The following is a 21885-nucleotide window of genomic DNA, read 5'->3' as shown; positions in this document are numbered from 1 at the left end:
AACACACTATATGTAGTGTAAAATAAAAATAATAGAATGCTAGAAGCGATAATCAGATCGTTCTGATAGGAGGAATTGAAATGATTCATCAAAATCTAGTAACCCTTGAACAAGAAATTGATAAAATTCGTGTTGCAATGTACGAAATGAGTAAAAAGGTAAAGTGTTTGACCGATCCGATTCTCGTTGAGCTTAGCCAGCAATTGGATCAAAAATTGAATGAATTGTCACGGTGTGCTTAAAAGTTGCCTTCCTATTAATTGTTGCTATGGGAGGCAACTTTTAATTTATTGTTTGTAATTTTTTAAATTGTTTTGTAATTTTTTTTATATTTGTTTAGAGCCCCCATAAATGTTTAGTATAATAACGAAAAATATTTGAAAGTGAAATCGCCAACTCTTGCCAACCGGGGATAATTATAGTAAGATTTCGCTTTTTTAAACGCTTTGCCACAGATAAAAAACTTTTTAAAAATAGTTTTTAATTTAGCAAATGAGAGGAGAATGATGATGAAAGCGACTGGTGTTGTACGAAAAGTGGATGAACTGGGACGAATTGTGTTGCCTATCGAGTTAAGAAGAATTATGGATATTAATATTAAAGACCCGATTGAAATTTTCGTAGATGATGACCAAATTATTCTTCAAAAGTTTTCGTCCAATATGGCCTGTCAAATTACAGGAGAAGTTTCCAATGACAACTTCGCGGTTGCCGGCGGGAAAATCGTACTGAGCCGGGAAGGCGCAAAAATTCTTTTAGAAGAACTTGAAGCAAAAATGGCTGCAAATAAATAAGCAAAAACCGAAGCAGGGAATACTCCCGCTTCGGTTTTTTAGTAAAAATGAGATCAATTGGGGGATCGCTAATTTAGCCTAATCTTCCTTCCTTTTCTCTTCTCTAATGAGACATTTTCTTATTCAATAGACAGCTGATGGCTCAGGTTTACAGAATAGACCCGTTCTCCGTTTTCTTTAAGAAATGTTTCTGCAAGTCCATTTCCGAGTGGCGAGCAAAAGTGTAAATTGCCTCCGTCTAACGTCAAACTGATGCATTTCGCACTGAGCTTCTCATCCACATACTCCTTTGCCTGTTGCAACCCAAACAATTGGCCCCACTTATTTGCCGCCTTTTTCGCATCATGAACGATGATTTTAACATGCTCAACTGTAATTTCGCCAAGTGGATGATCAGCAATGTTCTTTCTTCTTTTTAACTCTTCCAGCCGATCATCATCCCTTTGCTCCCAATCGATGAAAAAAGGATACGGAAGATTCTCAAAACTGCCTTGAATGAAAAGCAGCTTCCATTCAAGAAGCGTTCCGTCAGGCAGTTTCCTTGCGCCCGGCACGATTGTTGTCTTTAATCCCTTTTCAATCAAACGTTTGTTTAATTCTTTAATCGCATTCGTGCGAATCGCGATTTGCCCTGGCCCCTCCCTTTTTGGCAAATCATGAAGAAGCTGGCGGATAAGAAGGTTGTCCGTTTCTTGTTCTGCCATTTCGCGATTTTCAAGCCCTAAAAACTCGACATACGTTAATCCGAAATAACAAAGCCCGTTGTACGTCCCCCATGTTTCATGGCGGCCGCCCATTGCCGCATGGAGCCCTCTCTCCCGCATTTCTTCTATTTTCTTTTCTGCATCATTTGTAAAATAAACGATATGATCCAGTGCCAGTTTCATCGATCTCCCCCTCATTTTAAAGTCGTTCTGTTACACAGCCTCTTCGCTTTTAGTCGCTTTTTTCACGGTGAATGGACGAGTTAAGAAACTGACAAGAAAAAGCAGTACAACATTCACAATCAAAGCGACAATCCCGATGTTTAAGTCTTTCACAGCCTGCGGAAGGGTTGGGAACATCGTACCAAGCGTGTTCTCTGATATGGTCGTGTAAGCGACGACCACTACTCCTGCAATCATTCCGGCAAATGCGCCTTGCTTCGTTACAAATGGCTTTTTCGCAAGGCTAAAGAGAAGCGCCGGAAAGAGCTGCGTAACAAGGCTATACCCCATAAGAAGGAGCGTCACAATCGTATTTCCACCTTTAAAAGTGAAATAAACAGCAACCAGAGCAACGAGCGGCACGAAATACTTCGCCAAAACGGCAACTTGTTTTTCAGAAGCTGATGGAACTACTGCTTTGTACACATTTTTCGCAAGCAATGTGGAAGCCGCCATCAAAATCATCGATCCCGGCACGAGAGCCGTCAAAAGACCAGCTGCCCCAATGAGCCCGATCACCCACGGATCAAACGTGGCGACCGATAGTTTAAATAAAGAAAGGTCCGCATCTGCACCCTCAAGCCCCGGAACTTTTAAGATGGCCGCAAATCCGACAAACATAACGAGCAGGAGGACGATCGAATAAAGCGGCATGACCATCGCATTTTTCCGGAATACTCTTGCGTTTTTGGCAGAGTAAGCAGAGGCAAACGTATGCGGCCACATATAAAAGCCAAATACCGTTAACAAAACCGTTGAAATAAACCAGGAAATGCTCATTCCTTTTTCAGGCAGAGTGAGAAAACCGGGTTTTGCCGCATCAATTGCCTCAAACATCGGCTGGAACCCGCCATAATAATGGATCGGCAAATAGATGCCTAAAAACATGACGACGGCAAGAATCATAATATCTTTCAAAACGGAAGTCCATGCCGAGCCGTGGATTCCGGAAACCATCACATAGATCGTAATGGTGAGAACGCCAACCCAGACCGCCGCCACGGGTGAGATTTTGCCATAGGAAGCCTGGGATACGATGATGCCCAGGCCTTTTAATTGAAGAACAAGGTATGGAATCAAGGCAACAGCACCGACGAGCGAAACAAAAATACCTAAATTCGGACTGTCATACTTTTTTACGAAAAAATCCGGCTGTGACATTAATTGATGCTTTTTGGCATAGTGCCAAACAGGTGGAAGAAGCCAGTACGATAGGATGTAGCCGAGCGTGCTATAGGCAAGAATGTATAATGCCGGACCGCCTTTTCCATACGCCCAACCGCTTCCGCCTAAAAACGTGAACGTCGTATACAGCTCCCCTGCCATTAGCAAAAAGACGAACAGCGCGCCAAAGCCCCTGCCTCCGACCGTCCATTGTTCAAGGTTCATGTTTTTCCCTTTTTTCGCTTGAATGCCAAGATATAAGGAAACGATTAAAAAGACGGCTAATATGGCTAAAGAAACATTCATTCAGCCCCCTCCTTGTTTACAGGATCAATTTTAAAAACAATAGCCATGATCATCGACGTTAAGATGAGCCAGAGTAAAATCCAAAAGAACATAAACGGCAACCCGAGTACATACGGCGTTACCCGGTTCGCAAAAAAGATGCCGCCAAGGACGCCAATAAACGGGATGATCGATAATACATGCGTCAGTTTCATCTGTTTCTTCCCCTTTCCATCATTTCATTCGCTTGCCCATTGTCTATTTCCAGCCATTATAATCCAGACTGAATTATTTGAAAAGAAAGAATACATTTCCTTTTTAGGATTCACTGCAAAATGGTGCTTATCGCCTAATTTTTTAATCGTACATCACCCACATTAGCGGACAAAAGTACTATTGACAAAACACATTTAAATCAAGATAATGAGAATGATTATCATTATTGTTTAGGAGGGCACTTATGTTTCTTTCATTTTTAAGAACGAATCTCTATTGTTCCTATTTTTTAACCGTGGTGCGTTTGTATCTCGGATTTCAATGGCTTGAGGCCGGATGGGGGAAAATATCAGGAGGATCGTTCGACGCAGCCGGTTTTCTAAAAGGGGCATTGCAGAACACCTCCGGTGATCACCCCGCTGTTCAGCCATGGTGGGCCGAGTTTGTGGAGCATGTCGCGCTTCCGAATGTCGCCGTTTTTAACATGCTCGTGCCATGGGGCGAATTTCTCGTCGGGCTCGGGCTGATTTTGGGGACATTCACAACGTTTGCGGCACTAATGGGGGCGGTCATGAATTTAGCTTACCTCTTATCTGGGGCAATAAGCACAAATCCACAAATGATGGTCCTTGAATTTTTGATTCTAGTTGCTGGATTTAATGCTGCTAGAGTGGGCATCGACTATTGGCTCATTCCTTTCGTTCGTACAAAATTAACGGCCGGCAAAAAGAAAAGTCTGTTGCCTAAAAGCGCTTAACCCGATGAACTTGCATGGATTTCGTCCGCTCAGCAAACAATATAGCTACGTTTGTACATAAGGAGGGAATTCATCTTGAAAGAAGACAAAAAGCGGCGAGAAGAAACAACAGGTGAATTTAACGATGACGAGCTGTACGCGGAAGTCGAATTGTCCGACCAAGCAGTTATCCAGGGAATCGCCGAACACCTCGCCCATCAGGAAGACGAGAAAGGAAAATAAAGTCAGGCAGTTAGCTTAAGCGCTAACTGCCCTGCATAAAAGCTTATTGCAATATCTAGTGCTCCCTCTAAAAAAGTTTGGATTTCAGTAATCGAACATTCGTTATTTTAAGAAGACCTCGTTAGATCTATGAAATGAGGAAAAACGACCACGAATTTTTACATCATTTAAAATGATTTCGGTCTCGGACAATAGGTGCTCTTATTTGGACAATAAATCATCCGGTTTAGACAATAAAATCTTACTTTTGGACAGTAAGTGAAAAAAATACTAATTTTATTGTCCGACTGAGGCCATTTATTGTCCGATAGTATTTATTTATTATCGAAAATCAACTGTTTATTGTCCAAATGCCATGAAAATAGCACCACACTAGGAAGTTTGATCCTGTTTTTGCTTCTAATTTTTTTTACAGGCGAAAATTAATTCTTGAAAAATAAGAACTTTCTTAGCTGAAAGGGCACTAGTTACAATATTTAATATTATTTGTTAATATACGTGGTCCTATTTTTTTGGTTTTTGAATTCGAAACACGAATTTGAACTTGTACATTTTCCATTTTTGCTGTAATCAAATCAAATCTTCCAGCCCACGTTGGACTATTCTCTTCTGGTGTAGGGTAAAGTTTAAACCGCCAACTTATTTCATTCGGTTTAAATGCAAATCCTTCATAACTATCATAATTTCCATAGGATGATGGTTCCGGAAGATGAACGGCAAGAATACTCACATTAGTCCGTGAAAAAGACGGTGGGTTTAATTGTACTTTGTAAACCAGTGCTGTTCCCATTGCATTTTTTAAATTCTTATCAACTGGCTTTAAAACCATACTACAAGGCATTGTAATCGCATTTGTTTGGGACGGATATATTGCAAAAACTGTGATAAATAAACTAACCAAAACAAATTGTCTCATAAAGCACCTCTTACAGTTCTTTTGGTTAGTTTGCCCGACTTTATTTTCAACTAAACTGATCCCAAAAATGTCATACAAAACCACCTAATTTGACAATTAAAATCAAAGTATTTTGGACTCGCTATTTAAATAATGTTAGTTAGTCTCTCTTTCTATCAGTATTTGTAATCGAGTTAGTCTTAGTTCTATATACCCCAAGTCAAATTTACTCTTTTTTAAAAAAGAAGCCTTGTCCATTTTCTTGTTCCATAAATCCTGATAAAGTCGATGAGTTTTCTACTATATTTTGTTCTTCTGCTGTTATAACTGTTTTTTGGTCTTCCATTTTTGGAGACAACATACTTTCTCTATTTTCTTGTTCTTCTTTTGTTACAACTCTGGAAACATCTCCATCATTAGTGAAAAAAATTTGTCCTTCTTCCACTTTTGATTGTCCACTTTGTGCAAATACTTTTGTAGTTTGAAAGTCTTTCAACAAACCAATGGATAATCCTAAAACTCCTGCCAAACTAAGAGTTAAAACTAATTTCCCTTTCATCCAAAAACCTCCCAATAATTTCCTGACCTCAAACCTATACTACTATATATACTTAGTACAAGTAAAATAATGTTAGAAAAAGACTCCGACTTGGAACAAAATTACATATTTGCACCCGTTAATTAAAGACGGATTCGCTAAAAGATTAATTTAAAATAACTAAGAGTTGGTACTAGGTAATTAGAATGATACATACTTTCTAGCTCTGATTTTGTTACCCATTGAATATCGATCACTTCATTTTCTTGAAGTGCGGTTTCTGTAGTTTCAAAGCTTTGATTAAAAAGCCATATATCACAAAAGTCATGATAAACATCCCTGCGTTCGCTTTTAATTAACTTTCCATTAGACTTGGACAAAGTGATTCCGATTTCTTCTTTTACTTCTCGTACAGCACCATCGAGGCTATTTTCACCCGCTAAAATAGAGCCGCCAGGACATTCCCATAGATGAGGATGAGGTTTATCAGGATGTCTTTTTGTTAGAAGAATTTCACCCTTTTTTTCCTTATCCAGACATGTACAACTATATGATAATCACCACTGGCCAACGGAGCACCACGTAAATGGGTTCTATTTGTTTTCGTTCTATTTTTGTCGTAAATATCCCAAATCTCCATAAATACCTCCTCTATTCAATCCCTTAGTTCAGAAATTCATAAAAAGTTCTTCATCTCTCTTTGTGTCTCAGTTAGTACCCCTTTTTGCTTTTTCTAAAAAAACTCATCCAGCAGCTGGAAAAATGCCAGTTTCTCTTCATCAACAGCTACCTGTCCATATGCCTTAAAGAAACCCGGGACCCATTTTTCACCGAAGTTATATGTAATGCTTCTCTTGGCCAGGGCAAGATCAAGATGCCGGTCGGATACCCCTCCCCTTCCCCAATCGATATATCCATTGACGCCATTTTCAGTCAAAATGATATTCGGGACACAGTAATCCCCATGTGCAAATACATAGTCATTTTCTTTCGGTTTTGTTTCCAACAAAATGCCTAACAACTCTTCCGGGCTTTTCCCCTGGTTCTGTTCATCAAAATCATCTGCATCAACGAGGTTTTCTCTCACCCTTCTTTCCGCCTCGTCAATAAGTTCTTCCGTGTATCGATGATAAGGGCAATGTCCGATTGGCACAGAATGAATTTGCCTCAACCCTTGCGCAAGATCTCGAATGACTCGTTCTTTATTTTGAAACCGTTCATCAAACGGCATATAGCCGCTAATTTCTGACATAAGGAGCCACTCTTTGTCGCCACGATCCACATAATACAAAACGTTTGGAACAGGCAGTTTGCCATTTAACCAGTGCAATAATTCATGTTCACGTCTTAACCGCTCCGCCTTCGAATCTGTTCTCACTTTCAAAAACATGTTTTGATCTTTTCCCTCTATTCTGTAAACGTCCACACCGGAGCGGCCAATTTGATTAGGTTCCCATTTGCCGCCGTCCAGCAAGCGATCTAGATCTTCCGGGAGATTGTTTAGCATGATTTCACCTTCAAGTTCTTTTCATATAATTAATGCAATTTTACCATAAGAAACTACATTTTATTTCCAAACTTTAATTGATTTGAAGATTTTTACATCGAAAAATTAAATTGTAAACTTTTCTTACCTTTCAACGACTCAATGTCGTTTCCTCTTCTGCCATTTTTTGAATAATAATTGAACATTTGCTCACGCTATAACCATCCATTAATTTTCCATAACTTTGAATGAGAAGGAAGTGACAACTTTCCACATATTTCTTTACACGCAAAACAAAGACCAATACTTCATGACCACTCGGGTGATAAACAATGACAAAGCTCGCGTTCGGCGTGGGTAAAGAACAGGAGGAACGCAAAGATGAAACGAGTATGGAAGGGCGTATGTGTCCTTATCGCACTCTGTTTCCTGATCAGCGGCTGTAAAAACAATCAGGGAACAAAACCAGCAAAACCGACAAAACAGAGCCGTGGTTATCCATTGTTCGGTTATGACTATGGCCAAACACGTCACGTCCCTTTTAAAGAAATTACGAAAGATAACGTGAATCAAATGGGGATCGTCTGGCAAAAAGATTTGACGAAATGGGATGCTTCCGTCCCTAGCGCGCAACAGGACTTTCCTGTTGTGAAGGACGGTGTCATGTACGTTACGACAGCGAGCAACTATGTGTTCGCACTTGATGCCGGAAGCGGCGAGAAAAAGTGGCAATGGAAACCGTCGAAAGAAATCTTGGACCATATCCACAACTCGAAATGGCAATCCAATGTCGCTAGCCGCGGTGTCGCCGTCAACGGCAATGATGTCTATGTGCTGTTGACCGATGAACGGTTGGCAAAATTGGATGCGAAGACTGGGAAATTAAAGCAAATGGTCAATTTCTGGGACTACTATCCGGAATTAAAGCTCGAAAATCGCCAATATCAAACGACCGCGCCGATGTACTATAAAGGTAATGTATATGTCGGATCAAGCGGTGGTGACAACGGTGCGCGCGGCTATGTGCTCGCACTGAAAGCCGACGACTTAAAGCCGGCATGGATTTACTGGACTGTCCCGAAGCGCGGACAAGGTTGGAGCAAGGGTAAATATACTGGCGGTGGTTCGGTATGGATGCCGATGTCCTTTGATCCAGAAACCGACATGATGTATTTCTCCGTCGGCAATCCAGCACCCGACTTTTACGATAAAGACCGAAAAGGCGCCAACCCTGATACTGACTCGGTCGTTGCTTTAAATGCAAAGACTGGAAAACGAGTATGGGCCGGTGTAGAAGAGAAACACGACATTTGGGACTATGATGCAGCCGCTCCACCTATGATTTTAAAAGCGAAAGTGAAAGGTAAGCAGCGCAAAATCGTCGTTGAAGGAGGCAAGAACGGAAAATGGTACGCCTGGGATGCAAAGACTGGCGACGTTATCTATGACGGGATACCGTTCGTGAAAATTAAGCACTCCGCCGTACCATGGGATAAGAATAAGGCGATCCCACAATGGCCGGGAACTGAAGGCGGTGAAAATTACGCACCAGAAACGTACGATCCGGCAACCAACTACGTGTTGATTCCGGGTACAAACAAGCCATCGATTGCCGTTGCTGCAAAAGATAATGCGATGATCGGGAAAAAGGATAACACGTTCCCGGGCACAGACATCTTACCAAACCCGCCGAACATTAAACCATCCGGCAACGTTTCAGCGATTGATGTGAATACCGGCAAGAAAGTGTATGAAGTGAAAACAGGGCAAGAAAATCGCGGCGGGCTCACAAGTACAGCAAGCGGAATTGCCTTCTACGCTGAACTCGACGGGACGATGAATGCACTTGATATTAAAAAAGGAAAAATCCTCTGGCATATGAAGAGCGGCGGCTCACAAATCAAGATGGCGCCGACCGTATATGAACACAACGGAAAAGAATACGTCACGATCATCGCCGACGGGACGAAAGTGACAACATTCGGCCTTGGCGGCAGCAAGAAACCGCCGAAATCTGCCGGTGAGGGAAGATTCGGACGGAACGAAACCCAGAAACCAAATGCAAGCCCGGCTACGATTTACAAAAACAATTGTGCGTCTTGCCATGGTGCCAATCTGGAAGGCGGCAGCGCTCCGGACTTGCAGCATGTCGGTAAATCGATGTCGAAAGATCAAATATTGAAGCAGATTGAAAATGGCAGCGGCCGCATGCCTGGCGGACTTGTCAAAGGCGCCGATGCCGATGCACTTGCCGAATGGCTCTCGAAGAAAAAGTAAAAAAGGATGGTGATAAACATGCCGAGACAAAAGCAAGCGATCCTGACGGTGCTCGTCCTCGTCTTCGCCCTCCTCTTACAAAGTGGACACAGCGAAGCGTATGTTGGCTCCTATTCAAACAACAACATAAGATTGACGATCAACCGTGTTACACGGTTTGACAATGATCAGAAGATGAAAATCGATTACACCGTCATGGTGAACGGCCCCCAGAGTGCGCAAATGACCAGTGCCGGGGCACCGGTGAAGCATCCGCATATATGGTATGGCCATGCGGAAGTGCGTGGACAATCGGTGGCCTACAAGAAAGTGAATGACCATACGTATCGCGGAACGATCATTGCCCCTATTCACCAGTATCGACCGCAAGGCGCATGGGTCACAATGGTTACGCATTCTTTATTGAATCAACAAGGCAACTGGAAGGTCAGTTTCTTCCTCGAATAATTTGATGAAGTGATGATTGGCGAAGCCCGCTGATCATCACTTCTTTTTTCTTGCAAATGAAAAAGGACAATGGACGATTAACTTCCAATAAAAAAATAATGCCTAAACGCTTACTTTTGCTTGGACAATAAGAAAGAGAATTACGCTATTTTGTAATCCTCTTTTTATTCCTTTAAGAATTAACATCCCGCTTTTGGAAAATAGCAAATGTAATCGCGAGCATAACAATTGCATAGATGGCCAGCACGGTTAAGGAGAATGGAAGGGTTAGCCCTTCAACGAGCGTTTCTTGCTTATCGATAAATTGAGTTAAATCTAGATTCGCAAAAAGTGTGTATTTTGCCCATGGCTTATCGGCGATAAAGAGAAGAATCGTATTTCCGGCCAGCATGACGAGCATCGAAACACCGATTGCGATAGCATTGCTGTAAAAAATAGTAGAAATTAAGAAGGCAAGCACGACAAGTACCGTGAATTCAATCAAGTGCAAGCCTATATTTTCAAAAATGTAGGTTGAGATAAGCTTTTCATAGATGGCATGTCCATTATCAACGAGATATGGCTGGTCAAAACCGCCGAAACCGAACAGCACGCCGCCGATCAGCCAGCTGGCGGCAACAAAACCGATCCATAGCGCAAATGAAAAAATCAGGGTCGTCACGAGTTTCGAGAGAAGGATTTTCCACCTGCTGTATGGCCTGATAAGCAGCATCTTGATCGTCCCTCTGGCAAATTCACTTGAGACAATATCACTGGCGACGATGATGACAAACAAGCCAAGAAGCATTGAGATCCATGACATATTCTTCATAAATTTCCACGTTGTCATTTTCTCCGGCGGGACATTATGTTTTAATGCATATTCCTTTTCCTTAATGTCCCTCTCTTGCATGGCGATAATCTCTTCAGGATCATCGTTTTCCTCCGATTCCTCTAGCTGTTTTTTATCCTCCTTCACCTGCGCGGCAAGCCCTTCTCTCCAATGCTTTTGTTCGGCCGGGTCTATATGCGTTTTTGTATAAATGCCAACACCTAATAGGAGCAGAATTGGAAGAATGATAAAAATCCACGTTCTTGGGCGGTTAACGATTTTAATCCATTCGTTATGAACGAGAGACAAGAATTTCATCGCTTCTTCCTCCCTTACCTGTCATTTCTAAAAACCGTTCTTCAAGGGTTTTCGTTTTCCATTCAATGCCGTATACTGAAATGTCCGCCATCACGAGCATACGGTTCATATCCCTTACATCCTCTTTTACTGCCTTCTCGACGATAAGCTCATTTCCATCCTTTTCAATCACTAGTTCCGGATGGCTGCCTTTTATAAGCTGGAATGCTTTTTGGACATCATCTACTTGAAAATGAACCTTTACTTCTTTCTCATTATCCATAGTGATAACATCATCAATGCGAATCAGTTTTCCGCGTTGAATGATCGCAACCCGGTCACACATGAGCTGCATTTCGGACAAAAGATGGCTTGATACAACGACTGATACCCCTTTATTCGTCAATCGTCGCAAATAGGTTCTCAGGTCATAAATACCCTGCGGGTCAAGGCCGTTTGTCGGTTCATCTAAAATAAGCAAGGACGGCTGATGCAATAGAGCCTGTGCGACCCCTAACCGCTGCCTCATTCCGAGCGAATAGGTCTTCACTTTTTCATGAATCGCGTCTTCAAGCTTAACGAGTGCGACGACTTCATTTATTCGCTCTTTCGTTATATTTGGCGCCATACGGGCATATTGCATTAAATTTTTATACCCTGTTAAGTAATTGTACATTTGCGGGTTTTCGACAATCGCTCCGACATGTTCCATCGCTTTCTCATAATGCTCTTGAATGTTCAGCCCATTAATCTTGATTTCTCCGCTTGTGATGGAAATGAGCCCTACTATCATGCGAATTGTTGTCGTTTTCCCGGCGCCATTTGGCCCAAGAAGCCCAAAAATCTCGCCTTTTTTTACGCGAAAGCTTAAGCCGTCGACCACATTTTTCCCGCCAAGCTGCTTTGTCACTTGTTCCAATTCAAGGGTATATTCACTCATTCGTCTTTCGTTCCCCCTCGCCTATCCTGAGTTTCTATTACCTTACCAGATTTTAAACTCTATTTCTATTAGAAAAGTGGTTAGTGGTTTCCTTTCACTTTTTGGGCAAGTTTCCCTTTTTCGGACATATGCTTGTATGGAAACGGAGGGATACGTTCATGAATTTGTTAACAGCAGTCGTTGTCGCTCTCATTGGTGTCATTGTGTTTTGCGGATTGATCGGTTATGTGCAAACCGGTTACTATTTAAAAAAATGGCTGCGGGAACTGCGCGAGTTGGAGGCATCTGACAGCCGCACTCCCGATTCACGCTGGATTAGAGAGGTTTGCCAGGCATACCGTCATTACCATTTGTCAGGGATTGCGCAATTAAACACACAGGGCTTGATCGAAAAACATTTGTTCCAGGAGCGAATCCCGCTTCTCGGAATCTTTCGCGTTCCGGTCGGAAACATTTCAAAATTTCTGCAGCAGCTTCCTTCTTTTTCAATCATTTTAGGCGTGCTTGGAACGTTCATTGGCTTGACGCTTTCACTTCTTTCCATGCAAGATACATTATTCGGTTTAGGCCATCAGCCTGCATCATCGAACATTACGATCAATACAATCATCGCATCCTTAACAGCTCCTTTTAAAGGGATGAGTACGGCATTTATTACGAGCATTGCCGGGGTGAGCGGAGCGCTTGTCTTGACGTCCATTCAATCCGGCTTTTTATCGCGCGGGGCATCCATCGCCTATCTGCAGGGAAAAGTGATGGCGGACTGTGAAGTGTATCTTGATCATCAATTCAATAGCGCGCTGGCAAAAGAGAAGCCGCAAGATGGGATCGAGCCGTTGCTTGACCGCCTCGTGACGAAAGTGGAAGAAAGCTTTCAAAAGTCGATTGGTGATTTCGGTTCATCGATGATCCAATTTACAGCAGGGTTAAAGAAAGCCATGGAAGACGTCCAGGGGATTTTCGAGATTCAGCGTAAGCATACGGAACGCTTTGCCACTTCTGCTAAAACGCTTGATGACTTTGGCGTTCGTTTTCACGAGACGACGACTAAACTCGGCACGATACAAAAAACCGTAGATGGCAGCATCTCCGCCCTTGCCGCCAACATTTCCTCTTTTGAAAAACAAGTAAAGGCGGCCATTGACCGGCAATCGCAAAGCCAGCAAAAATTTGAACAGCTCATCATGCGCTCGGATAAGCTGCTTGAGTCCGGGCAAAGAAAGTATGAAGAATTAAACCACGTACTTCTTCGGGGCATGCAAGAACAGCTCGAGCATTACCAAACCCAACATGAAGCTTTGGAAAATCGCCTTGCCCAAAAACAGGATGAATGGTATTACCGCTATTCTGAAAAACAGGGCGAGTACGGCCGGGCAGCCGCTGATTTTGCCAGCTCGGTCGGGCAGCTCGAAAAAGGCTTTTATTCGGCGATTGAGCTCATCAAGCGTGACTTCGTTGAACAAATTCGCAATGTCCTGGAGCGTGAACGGCAATATGCGTCCAATCAAACCACTCACGGTGATGAAATGAGAGAAGTCGCCCGCGCGATGGAAAATTTGTATCACGGCCTCTCACGTGACTTAAATAGCAGCAACCGGACGCTTACTGATATGTATCATCTCCTTCAGCGGATCTACCAGACGGCCATGCAAAGCCAGGTCATTTATGAACCACGGGACCGCCATCCGGATCATGAGCTCCTGTCGGCCCAGCCCGTACAAAGAAGGTGATGCATCATGCGCGGACGGAAAAACGTATTTGCAGAAGAAGCTGAACAGGAAATTTATTGGCCGAGTTTCACCGACATGATGTCGATGATGGTCCTCATCATGCTTTTCATTGCCATTTTGGCTTATGTTCAAAGCATTTATAACGCCTATGACCAAACACAAATTAAACAAGAGCTCGGGCAAGTAGCTGATGTAAAGAAACATATTTCGGATGTCATCGAAAAGCAGCTTGAGCAAAACGTTGGCAAAGACAAAGTCGTGCGTGGGCCGAATAATACGATTGCTGTTGAAGGAAACATTTTATTCGACACAGGGAGCGCGGAAATTAGCGAGAATGGAAAAAAGGTGCTTCGCCCGCTTGCCGATGCCCTTGCCAAAATCATCGAGGAAAAAGACTTAAGCCGTTATTTGTATATTATTTTAGTAGAAGGCCATACCGATTCGGTCCCTTATGACAACTGGACATTGTCAAGTAAGCGGGCTGTGGCCGTCGTCAAATATATGATGAAGGCGAATCCGAAACTAAAGAATAAAGACTACGCCCAATATTTAGCAGCAACCGGCTACAGCGAATACAAGCCGATCGCCAGAGGCAACTCGCCGGATGCGCTGCGGAAAAACCGCCGCATTTCCTTCCAGATCATATTGGACGACAACAAATGGCAGAAGAAGCTGAAGGATATTGTGAATCAATGACCCCCTCTGAAAAGGGGGTTCTATTTTATTCTGCAAACCTGGTTTGAAGCTAATTTCATTGTACGATAATAGGAATTCCATAGCAGGGAATTAGAAGGCTATGAAGAAAAAGGTAAGAAAGGAGTGAGAAAATGATTTTACATACGAACCATTTTGGAAACGGACGCCCGCTCATATTTTTACATACCGGATTACAGACGGGGATGACAGATTTCATTGAGCAGCGCAACTATTTCCAGGATTACTTTGAGGTTATTATGCCTGATTTACGGGACCATGGAAAATCGAAAGGCAATAAAGAGCTACCAACAATTCATGCTTATTTCCGGCAAAGCATCGAGGACCTAAAAGAAACGGTTGACCATTTAAATATTGAGCAGTGCCATTTTGCTGGCTGTTCCTCAGGAGCCATCATCGCTTTCCTATTTGCCAACCACTATCCACACTATGTTCGAACATTAACATTGTCTGGCATTGTACCGGACAAACCTGAAGATTGGGATAAATTGCACGAAGAACAAGTGATGTCACAAAGAATATTGTTAGAACAAGATGAAATGAATCATTATTTTAGTAACCTTCATAAAGACTGTCCATGGCGTAAACTGATTGAATTTACCTTTGACAGTAACTGGTATCCTTTTGACGAAATGAAAAAAGTTCAAAGCCTTACCATGCCTGTCCTTTTTATCGTCGGTGAACAGCTGCAACATGAAGTGGAAGGTGTACTTACCTATAAAAAACTGCTTCCTCATGCAAATATAGCAATTCTCCCCTTTGCCGGCCATCTCGTTCACGATGAGCAACCGGATTTATACACCCATGTCCTGCATCAGTTTTTAAAGTCCGTCTAAAATTCCTTAAAAACGGCACACTAGAAAGTGAGGTGATGACCGTGAAGTTTATTGATCAATTGTATGCGCTTTATAAAAACCATTTGACCGGTGACGAGGAAGACTTGTTTGCGATTATACGGGGAGTTTTTCAAGACCATAGTCGGGAAGACTTCTTAAAGCTTGCCTGTGAACTTAGCGATGAACAGGTTGAGGAAATGGTGACGTTTTACTTCCTCGAACTCTTCCGCCGCAAAATCGAACGTGAAGGGTTAGGGCATAGCGATCTGGATGACAGCGGCGAAGGGCGCCTTCTTCATTGAGTATTGTCTTCCCCGACCCCCTCCACAAGATAAAAACTTCTCGGATGTGGTCCTATTTTTATTCTTTCGATTCAAATTAGAAACGATTGGACAATAAAATACAGATTTCCGACAATAACCAGGTGCCATCGGACAATAAATAGCCTCTGCCGGCCAATAAAAGTAGTTGTTTTTTCTACTTTTTGTCCAAGAAGTAAGGTTTATTGTCTAAAATTGAATACTTATTGTCCAAAATCTAGCACTTATTGTCCGATGGTCAGATTTTTATATGAATTGCACCGATTTATGAGTTTTCTATTTCACCGAACTGACCTCTCTTGCTTCAACCGCCAAGTTCCTACTAACGGGCACCAGGCAAAAAAAAAAGCCGCCTTCATTTGAAAGCGGGAGAAAAAGGGTTATATAAAAAGGGGGTATTTATAGTATTCCCGCATTTTCAGTTTTTACACATACTTTTCTATTATTTTTTCTCTAAATGCAGGATCACGAACACTTTTACAGAAAAAGTAGGAAAAAATGAATTCATCGTTTGGAGGGAGCAAGATGTTCAATCGCCTTTTTACTAGACTAGAAGAGATCTACCCGGAGCTGGTCCACTTCCGCCGGGATCTTCATAGGAATCCGGAGCTTTCCTTTCATGAAGTTCGTACACCTAAAAAGATTGCAGACGTTTTAACTGATTTAGGGCTTGATGTACGAACCGGCGTCGGCACAAGAGGAGTTGTAGCCGTATTAAAAGGGGGTAAACCCGGAAAAACGGTAGCCCTTCGTGCGGATTTTGATGCCCTTCCGATTCAGGATGAAAAAGAAGTAGAATACAAGTCCACGGTTCCCGGTGTGATGCATGCATGCGGTCATGACATTCATACGTCCGCTCTTCTCGGCGTTGCCAGAGTATTAAGCGAGGTAAAAGAAGAAATTACAGGAAACGTCGTCTTCATTCACCAGTTTGCCGAAGAAGTCCTCCCCGGAGGAGCGAAGGCGATGATTGAAGATGGCTGTTTAGATGGCGTAGATGTGATTTATGGGGCACATGTCGCATCTGACCAACCCGTCGGTACCATCGGCATAAAAGAAGGCTATATTATGGCCAATGCCGATAGCTTTGAAATTGAGATCTATGGTAAAGGCGGCCACGGAGCCTATCCGCATATGAGCGTTGACCCTCTTATATTAGGAAGCCAGCTTGTGATGAATCTCCAGCAAATTGTCAGCCGCCGGGTTGATCCGCTTAAATCCGCTGTTTTAACGGTCGGCACGTTTCACTCCGGGCAAGCCTTTAATGTCATTCCAGACTCGGCAACCATTAAAGGAACGGTACGTACATTTGAGGAAGATGTCCGCCATTTAATGGAAGAATCCATCAAACAAATAACGGAATCAGTCTCAAGTGGTGCCGGGGCCTCTTCTAAAGTAACCTATCATAGAGGCTATCCTGCTGTTTGGAACCATCCGGAAGAAACGAGGAGAGTGGAGAAAATTGCAACACTTCTCATCGGAGAGGAAAACGTCATCCGGTTGTCCCCTCGGATGGGGGGGGGAAGACTTTGCCTATTATTTGCAAAAAGTGCCCGGGACGTTCTTTTATGTCGGCGGCCGCAACCCGGAAATCAACGCGGTCTTCCCGCACCACCATCCAAAGTTTGATGTTGATGAACGCTCTATGCTGACGATCGGCAAACTTTTCATTTCGGCCGTTTTCAATTATCTTTCGGACGGGGCGCTACAACCGGCAAAGAACAAATTGCTTCGCCGTTTTGTTCAGAGTGAGAAATAGGGTGTTCGATTGTGTCGGAATCATTAAATAGTTTCTTAAAACAAGAAAAAGCAAAAACCTCCCAAAAATCCATTCGGGAGGCTTTTGCTTAGCCCTCTTTCTTTTCGCCAAGGGCAAATGTGATTTCAGCTTCTGCTACAACTTCACCGTTAACTGTCGCTACACCTTTCCCTTTTCCGATCGGGCCGCGAACGCGCGTCATTTCCACTTCTAAACGAAGCTGGTCGCCAGGTCTGACTTGCTTTTTAAAGCGGCAACTGTCGATACCCGCAAAAAAGGCAAGACGACCGCGGTTTTCTTCCTTTTTTAAAACGGCAACCGCACCTACCTGGGCAAGCGCCTCTACGATAAGAACGCCCGGCATTACCGGATAATCAGGAAAATGGCCGTTAAAATATTCCTCATTGGCTGATACATTTTTTATTCCAATCGCTCGTTTTCCTTCTTCTACTTCAAGAATTTGATCAACGAGCAAAAATGGATAACGGTGAGGAATAATCTCTTTAATTTCGTCAATCGTTAACATATTGTCCTCCTGGTACCCTATTTGAACATACTAAGAAACAAGATTTTCATCTTGTTTCTTAGTATATTTCTATTTATCCTTTTTCACAAGGTCGATAATATGCGTCCATGTACTCGGTTTAAACACATCCGCTTTATTCCCGTTGCCAATCACGCCATAGCCAATGATTGTCCCTACCATAAAGCAGACACAAACTAAGACTGCAATTACAAGTAATCGAAGCCAGATCGGAAATAACCTTTTCCTTTTTTTCCCCGGTTTTTCTTTTAACTGCTTTCTCTTTTCTTCGCGAGTGGCCGGCGCCTTTTTAGCCATTTGTTTTAGCTCTTGCCTTGTTCTTGCCTTACTCGGGTCATTTATACTCATCCACATCACCTGTTAACGTAATCCGTTTACAAGCCCCATCATTTGATCTGCCATAGAAATGGAGCGGGCATTGAATTGATACGAACGCTGCATATTGATCAATTCCGTCATTTCGTCCGTACTATTTACGTTTGACATTTCAAGTGCACCTTGTTTCACAATATTACCGCTGTCATTTACGTTTCGTAAAACTTGATTAAGCGGCACATTGGCCGGGCTTTGAAAATTATGTCCAATGCTCAGAAGCATCTGAGGGTGAATGGCCTCAACAAGTGCGAGTTTTCCCCTGCTCGTTTTTACCCCATTCTTTAACGTTACCGAAATATTCCCGTTTTGTCCAATGTTAATTTCTTTATAATCAGCGGGAATGGTTATTGGTCCATTTGTACCGATCACTTGATCCCCGTCAGCATTCACAAGTTCCAGTTCGTTTCGATTGGTTGGATCCGGGCTTAAATAAAAAGCACCATCTCTCGTATATTCGATAGATTCGTTTCCGTTGGCATCCATTTTCCGAATTTGGAAAAGATAAGATGGATGGAGTATGGCGATGTCCAACATTCGTTCCGTTTGTTTAATAGGACCCATATTCAAGTTTAGCAATGTTGTACCAATTCTTGCGCCGCTGCCAACACGAATTCCATTTGGCGTTAAACGGCCCACTTCATTCTTTTGATCGGTTTGATTGTTGATTTGTTCGTATAATAAATCGGAAAATTGAACATCACGGCTTTTAAAACCCGTTGTATTGCTATTTGCAATATTATTGGCGATCGTATCCAGTTTTTGTTGTAGCTGTCCCATTGATACCGCCGCTATGATCATCGATTGATTCATTGCCGATCACCTCCCCTTCGCCGACTTTCCTTTTGCGTCCCGGATCGCTTAATGACGTCTTATTTCACACGTAATTATCCGATCTTCCCAACTTCATTTACGGCCTTATCCATGCTTCGGTCATACGCCTGCAGCACTTTTTGATTCGCTTCAAATGCACGGTATGCTGTCATCATTTCGGTCATCGTCCGGTCCATATCTACATTGGAGCGCTCGATAAATCCCTGCTTCAATTGATAAGCAACATTTCGGTTGCCTATGGCGTTCGCAATCGGTCCGTTGCCCTCTAGCCTGTAAAGTCCGTTGCCTTCTTTCATAAGCTTAAACGGATCATCGATGTACGCGATGTCGATTTGTCCGGATGCCTTTCCTTGATCGATAATTGTACCGTCTGGTTCTACTTTGAAATTTTCATCCGCCACTTTTATCGGTTTGCCGTTTTTCCCCATAACTTTATAGCCTTCAGCCGTAACAAGAGTCCCTGCTGGATCAACCGTAAAATGGCCGTTTCTCGTCAATCTCAATTGCCCTTCCTCGTTCTGTACGATAAAAAACAACGCTCCCCGCTTGCCTGTTTGCCGATTAACCGGGACTGTTCCTTCTGCTAGCGCAATGTCCGTTTTTAACCCCGTTTCTTTCAAGTCTCCTTGAAGGAACTTTGGGATGGTTTCTTGAAGATATACTCCCGTCGCAAGTTCTCCAATAGGGAAACTTGTCGTTATGTTCCCATCGGGCGTTTGCGAACTGCTCATTTGCTGAAGCAACATTTTAGGAAACGTCCTGAGCGATCCCTGATCCGCCTTAAATCCGGGTGTATTTACATTTGCGATATTGTTGCTCAACATTTCTTGCCGGCGCTGCTCGGCAATCATTCCGGCGGCTGCGTTATAAAACCCTCTCAGCATGAGCGTCTCCCCTTACATATAAGATCTATTCATTATATCGGCAACATATTTTAAAAGTTGATTGAAACTTCAAACAGACGCACAGTACTTGAAAATGTGCGTCTTAGGAAGTCGTTTTATTTCAATTTTCGTTTCGGGAGCTTGTCTATATGCTCAAGCATTAGTCCGGTTCCATTGGCAACAGCTTTCATCGGATCTTCCGCTATGAGTACGGGAACCTTCAGTTCTTGCGCAAAGAGCTGGTCAATCCCATGAAGGAGTGCCCCTCCCCCTGTAATGATAATGCCGCGGTCAATGATGTCTGCCGAGAGTTCAGGCGGTGTCTTTTCGAGAACGCTTTTGGCCGCCTGGACGATTAACATGACAGGCTCCATTAACGCTTCCGTTATTTCTTCTGAATGAATGGTAATGGTACGCGGAAGGCCTGTGACCATATCACGCCCGCGAATTTCCATTTCTTCGTTACGCGCACCCGGGAATACTGTCGCGACATTCACCTTAATATTCTCTGCTGTTCGTTCGCCTATGAGAAGTTTATATTGTTTTTTGATATAATGAAGGATTTCGCTGTCTAGCTTGTCTCCAGCCATTTTAATAGAAGAGGCGGTGACAATATCGCCCATTGACAATACGGCAATATCTGTCGTTCCGCCGCCAATGTCTACAACCATGTTACCACTTGGCTGGAAGATATCCATACCGGCACCAATTGCCGCTACTTTTGGCTCTTCTTCAAGAAATACTTCCTTACCTCCGCATTTCATCGCAGCTTCCTTAATGGCCTTTTGTTCAACGGATGTAATGTTTGTTGGTGTACAAATTAAAATTCTTGGTTTTGCAAGTAAGCCTTTCACTTTAATTTTATTAATAAAATATTTTAACATTTGTTCGGTCACTTCAAAATCAGCAATCACCCCATCTTTCATCGGCCGGATAGCGACAATATTACCGGGTGTACGTCCAACCATGCGGCGCGCCTCTTCTCCTACTGCAAGCGCTTTTCCTGTATTCGTATCAATCGCTACAACTGCGGGTTCGTCTAACACGATCCCTTTTCCTTTTACATAAATTAAAACGTTGGCCGTTCCTAAATCAATTCCTACATCCCTTGAAAACATTCACTATATCCTCCCTGTTTTGTAAAACCCATTAGCAAAATCAGTAAATTTACGAAGTTGTATCCAATATACCATTTTATCATAATTTTTGTTAAAAAGGGTAAGGATATGTCGAATTTTTTCAGTTGATCTTACTGAACGACCTCTTCTGCACCTTTCTTATACTTTACACGGGTAGCTTCCCCGCCTCTTAAGTGACGGATTGATTTGTGGTACTCCAATATTTCCTTTACATTATTCGCTAAATCGGGATTGATCTCAGGTAATCGTTCCGTCAAGTCTTTATGAACGGTGCTTTTAGAGACACCAAATTCTTTTGCAATCATTCGCACTGTTTTTCTTGTCTCCACGATATACCTTCCTATCTTGATGGTTCGTTCTTTGATGTAATCGTGCACACCACTCGCCTCCCTAAATTGGATGTGAGAGATGCGATTGAGACTTCTATGTTCAAGCTACGCGACCTGTCTTAGATGCAATCTCTTGAAGTAACTATATGTGTCCCGTCCCTTTCTCCCCGCAAGCTTATCTACGTCTTCTCACCGCTCACCCTCAATGAATTGTAGGTTTTGTAACATCTTATTAAGAAAAGCGCGGTTATATGCCAAAATCTCAAGCTGGGACAAGGGAAAACGAAATAAATTGCAATGCCATTTGTTCGAGAGGCGGGAAGGGGAGATGCAATTAAGCCGGAAACCGCGAAAAACTGGTTCCATCTT

25 protein-coding genes and 1 pseudogene are annotated in these 21885 nt (G+C 42.9%); 11 read left to right on the top strand and 15 right to left on the bottom strand.

Features of this window, described 5'->3' with window-relative positions:
* The first annotated feature begins 80 nt into the window (after positions 1-80).
* Both H538_RS25485 and H538_RS0109080 read left to right on the top strand, forming a co-directional pair.
* On the top strand, positions 81-242 hold the full coding sequence (locus tag H538_RS25485; protein WP_081412617.1) for an aspartyl-phosphate phosphatase Spo0E family protein: 162 nt from the start codon (positions 81-83) through the stop codon (positions 240-242).
* 267 nt (positions 243-509) lie between these two features.
* Positions 510-794 carry an AbrB/MazE/SpoVT family DNA-binding domain-containing protein gene (locus tag H538_RS0109080; protein ID WP_026677345.1) on the top strand — a complete coding sequence of 95 codons (285 nt, stop codon included), beginning with the start codon at positions 510-512 and terminating at the stop codon, positions 792-794.
* Between the two features lie 119 nt (positions 795-913).
* Here H538_RS0109080 and H538_RS23465 read toward each other — a convergent pair whose 3' ends face one another.
* The 3 genes from H538_RS23465 to H538_RS0109065 are packed head-to-tail and all read right to left on the bottom strand — an operon-like array spanning position 914 to position 3384.
* Entirely contained in the window at positions 914-1681 is a 768-nt protein-coding gene (locus tag H538_RS23465; RefSeq protein WP_051291406.1) for a VOC family protein, read from the bottom strand.
* Positions 1682-1711: 30 nt separating this feature from the next.
* The gene (locus H538_RS0109070) at positions 1712-3190 is read right to left on the bottom strand and encodes a sodium:solute symporter family protein (protein ID WP_026677344.1); all 1479 of its coding nucleotides are present in this window, start codon (positions 3188-3190) and stop codon (positions 1712-1714) included.
* Positions 3187-3384, bottom strand: a complete 198-nt coding sequence (locus H538_RS0109065) for a DUF3311 domain-containing protein (protein WP_026677343.1) — start codon at positions 3382-3384, stop codon at positions 3187-3189. The genes H538_RS0109070 and H538_RS0109065 overlap by 4 nt, the downstream gene beginning before the upstream one ends.
* A 245-nt stretch (positions 3385-3629) precedes the next feature.
* Between H538_RS0109065 and H538_RS0109060 the strand changes: the two genes are divergently transcribed.
* Complete coding sequence (locus H538_RS0109060; RefSeq protein ID WP_026677342.1) at positions 3630-4142, top strand: DoxX family membrane protein; 513 nt, start codon at positions 3630-3632, stop codon at positions 4140-4142.
* A gap of 75 nt (positions 4143-4217) precedes the next feature.
* A complete protein-coding gene (locus H538_RS26065) occupies positions 4218-4364 on the top strand; it encodes a hypothetical protein (protein WP_154657937.1) in 147 nt (48 codons plus the stop codon).
* Positions 4365-4827: 463 nt separating this feature from the next.
* Here the strand turns inward: H538_RS26065 and H538_RS0109050 are convergent, their stop codons facing one another.
* The 4 genes from H538_RS0109050 to H538_RS0109035 all read right to left on the bottom strand — a co-directional run bounded on the left by H538_RS0109050 (position 4828) and on the right by H538_RS0109035 (position 7304).
* Positions 4828-5280, bottom strand: coding sequence for a YoqH family protein (locus H538_RS0109050; RefSeq protein WP_026677341.1), 453 nt, complete (start codon positions 5278-5280; stop codon positions 4828-4830).
* A gap of 205 nt (positions 5281-5485) precedes the next feature.
* The gene (locus H538_RS0109045) at positions 5486-5818 is read right to left on the bottom strand and encodes a hypothetical protein (RefSeq protein ID WP_026677340.1); all 333 of its coding nucleotides are present in this window, start codon (positions 5816-5818) and stop codon (positions 5486-5488) included.
* A gap of 137 nt (positions 5819-5955) precedes the next feature.
* On the bottom strand, positions 5956-6309 hold the full coding sequence (locus H538_RS23460) for an NUDIX domain-containing protein (RefSeq protein WP_245595215.1): 354 nt from the start codon (positions 6307-6309) through the stop codon (positions 5956-5958).
* Between the two features lie 221 nt (positions 6310-6530).
* A complete protein-coding gene (locus H538_RS0109035) occupies positions 6531-7304 on the bottom strand; it encodes an APH(3') family aminoglycoside O-phosphotransferase (protein WP_026677339.1) in 774 nt (257 codons plus the stop codon).
* 360 nt (positions 7305-7664) lie between these two features.
* Between H538_RS0109035 and H538_RS0109030 the strand changes: the two genes are divergently transcribed.
* Together H538_RS0109030 and H538_RS0109025 are read left to right on the top strand one after the other, a co-directional pair.
* Positions 7665-9560, top strand: a complete 1896-nt coding sequence (locus H538_RS0109030; protein ID WP_026677338.1) for an outer membrane protein assembly factor BamB family protein — start codon at positions 7665-7667, stop codon at positions 9558-9560.
* A 48-nt stretch (positions 9561-9608) separates the two neighbouring features.
* A complete protein-coding gene (locus tag H538_RS0109025; protein ID WP_154657936.1) occupies positions 9609-10007 on the top strand; it encodes a hypothetical protein in 399 nt (132 codons plus the stop codon).
* Between the two features lie 172 nt (positions 10008-10179).
* Here H538_RS0109025 and H538_RS0109020 read toward each other — a convergent pair whose 3' ends face one another.
* Positions 10180-11136 (bottom strand): ABC transporter permease, encoded by a 957-nt coding sequence (locus tag H538_RS0109020; RefSeq protein ID WP_026677336.1) that lies wholly within the window; start codon positions 11134-11136, stop codon positions 10180-10182.
* A complete protein-coding gene (locus H538_RS0109015) occupies positions 11111-12055 on the bottom strand; it encodes an ABC transporter ATP-binding protein (RefSeq protein WP_026677335.1) in 945 nt (314 codons plus the stop codon). The genes H538_RS0109020 and H538_RS0109015 overlap by 26 nt, the downstream gene beginning before the upstream one ends.
* Before the next feature lie 158 nt (positions 12056-12213).
* Here H538_RS0109015 and H538_RS0109010 point away from each other — a divergent pair, with 158 nt between their 5' ends.
* The 5 genes and pseudogenes from H538_RS0109010 to H538_RS23455 all read left to right on the top strand — a co-directional run bounded on the left by H538_RS0109010 (position 12214) and on the right by H538_RS23455 (position 17414).
* The gene (locus H538_RS0109010; RefSeq protein ID WP_026677334.1) at positions 12214-13785 is read left to right on the top strand and encodes a hypothetical protein; all 1572 of its coding nucleotides are present in this window, start codon (positions 12214-12216) and stop codon (positions 13783-13785) included.
* Between the two features lie 6 nt (positions 13786-13791).
* Entirely contained in the window at positions 13792-14481 is a 690-nt protein-coding gene (locus H538_RS0109005; RefSeq protein WP_026677333.1) for an OmpA/MotB family protein, read from the top strand.
* A gap of 131 nt (positions 14482-14612) precedes the next feature.
* On the top strand, positions 14613-15335 hold the full coding sequence (locus H538_RS0109000; RefSeq protein WP_026677332.1) for an alpha/beta fold hydrolase: 723 nt from the start codon (positions 14613-14615) through the stop codon (positions 15333-15335).
* Between the two features lie 35 nt (positions 15336-15370).
* Positions 15371-15637 carry a DUF6154 family protein gene (locus tag H538_RS0108995; protein WP_026677331.1) on the top strand — a complete coding sequence of 89 codons (267 nt, stop codon included), beginning with the start codon at positions 15371-15373 and terminating at the stop codon, positions 15635-15637.
* Positions 15638-16180: 543 nt separating this feature from the next.
* A pseudogene (locus H538_RS23455) lies at positions 16181-17414 on the top strand (M20 metallopeptidase family protein).
* Positions 17415-17502: 88 nt separating this feature from the next.
* On the opposite strand, the gene fabZ reads toward H538_RS23455, so the two are convergent.
* From fabZ to spoIIID, 6 genes are all read right to left on the bottom strand, one after another.
* Positions 17503-17940 carry a 3-hydroxyacyl-ACP dehydratase FabZ gene (fabZ, locus tag H538_RS0108980; RefSeq protein WP_026677330.1) on the bottom strand — a complete coding sequence of 146 codons (438 nt, stop codon included), beginning with the start codon at positions 17938-17940 and terminating at the stop codon, positions 17503-17505.
* 69 nt (positions 17941-18009) lie between these two features.
* Positions 18010-18306: a DNA-directed RNA polymerase subunit beta gene (locus tag H538_RS0108975; protein WP_026677329.1), complete on the bottom strand. Its 297-nt coding sequence runs from the start codon at positions 18304-18306 to the stop codon at positions 18010-18012.
* A gap of 12 nt (positions 18307-18318) precedes the next feature.
* Positions 18319-19143 (bottom strand): flagellar hook-basal body protein, encoded by an 825-nt coding sequence (locus H538_RS0108970; protein WP_026677328.1) that lies wholly within the window; start codon positions 19141-19143, stop codon positions 18319-18321.
* Positions 19144-19217: 74 nt separating this feature from the next.
* Positions 19218-20048 carry a flagellar hook-basal body protein gene (locus tag H538_RS0108965; protein WP_026677327.1) on the bottom strand — a complete coding sequence of 277 codons (831 nt, stop codon included), beginning with the start codon at positions 20046-20048 and terminating at the stop codon, positions 19218-19220.
* A gap of 116 nt (positions 20049-20164) precedes the next feature.
* Positions 20165-21166 (bottom strand): rod shape-determining protein, encoded by a 1002-nt coding sequence (gene mreB / locus H538_RS0108960; RefSeq protein WP_026677326.1) that lies wholly within the window; start codon positions 21164-21166, stop codon positions 20165-20167.
* A 131-nt stretch (positions 21167-21297) separates the two neighbouring features.
* Positions 21298-21564, bottom strand: a complete 267-nt coding sequence (gene spoIIID, locus H538_RS0108955; protein WP_026677325.1) for a sporulation transcriptional regulator SpoIIID — start codon at positions 21562-21564, stop codon at positions 21298-21300.
* Between the last annotated feature and the right edge of the window lie 321 nt (positions 21565-21885).

The organism is Fictibacillus gelatini DSM 15865, assembly GCF_000430745.1.
Taxonomy (GTDB): domain Bacteria; phylum Bacillota; class Bacilli; order Bacillales; family Fictibacillaceae; genus Fictibacillus_A; species Fictibacillus_A gelatini.
The sequence above is the reverse complement of the archived record's forward strand: the minus strand, read 5'-3'. Positions and strand labels throughout refer to the sequence as shown.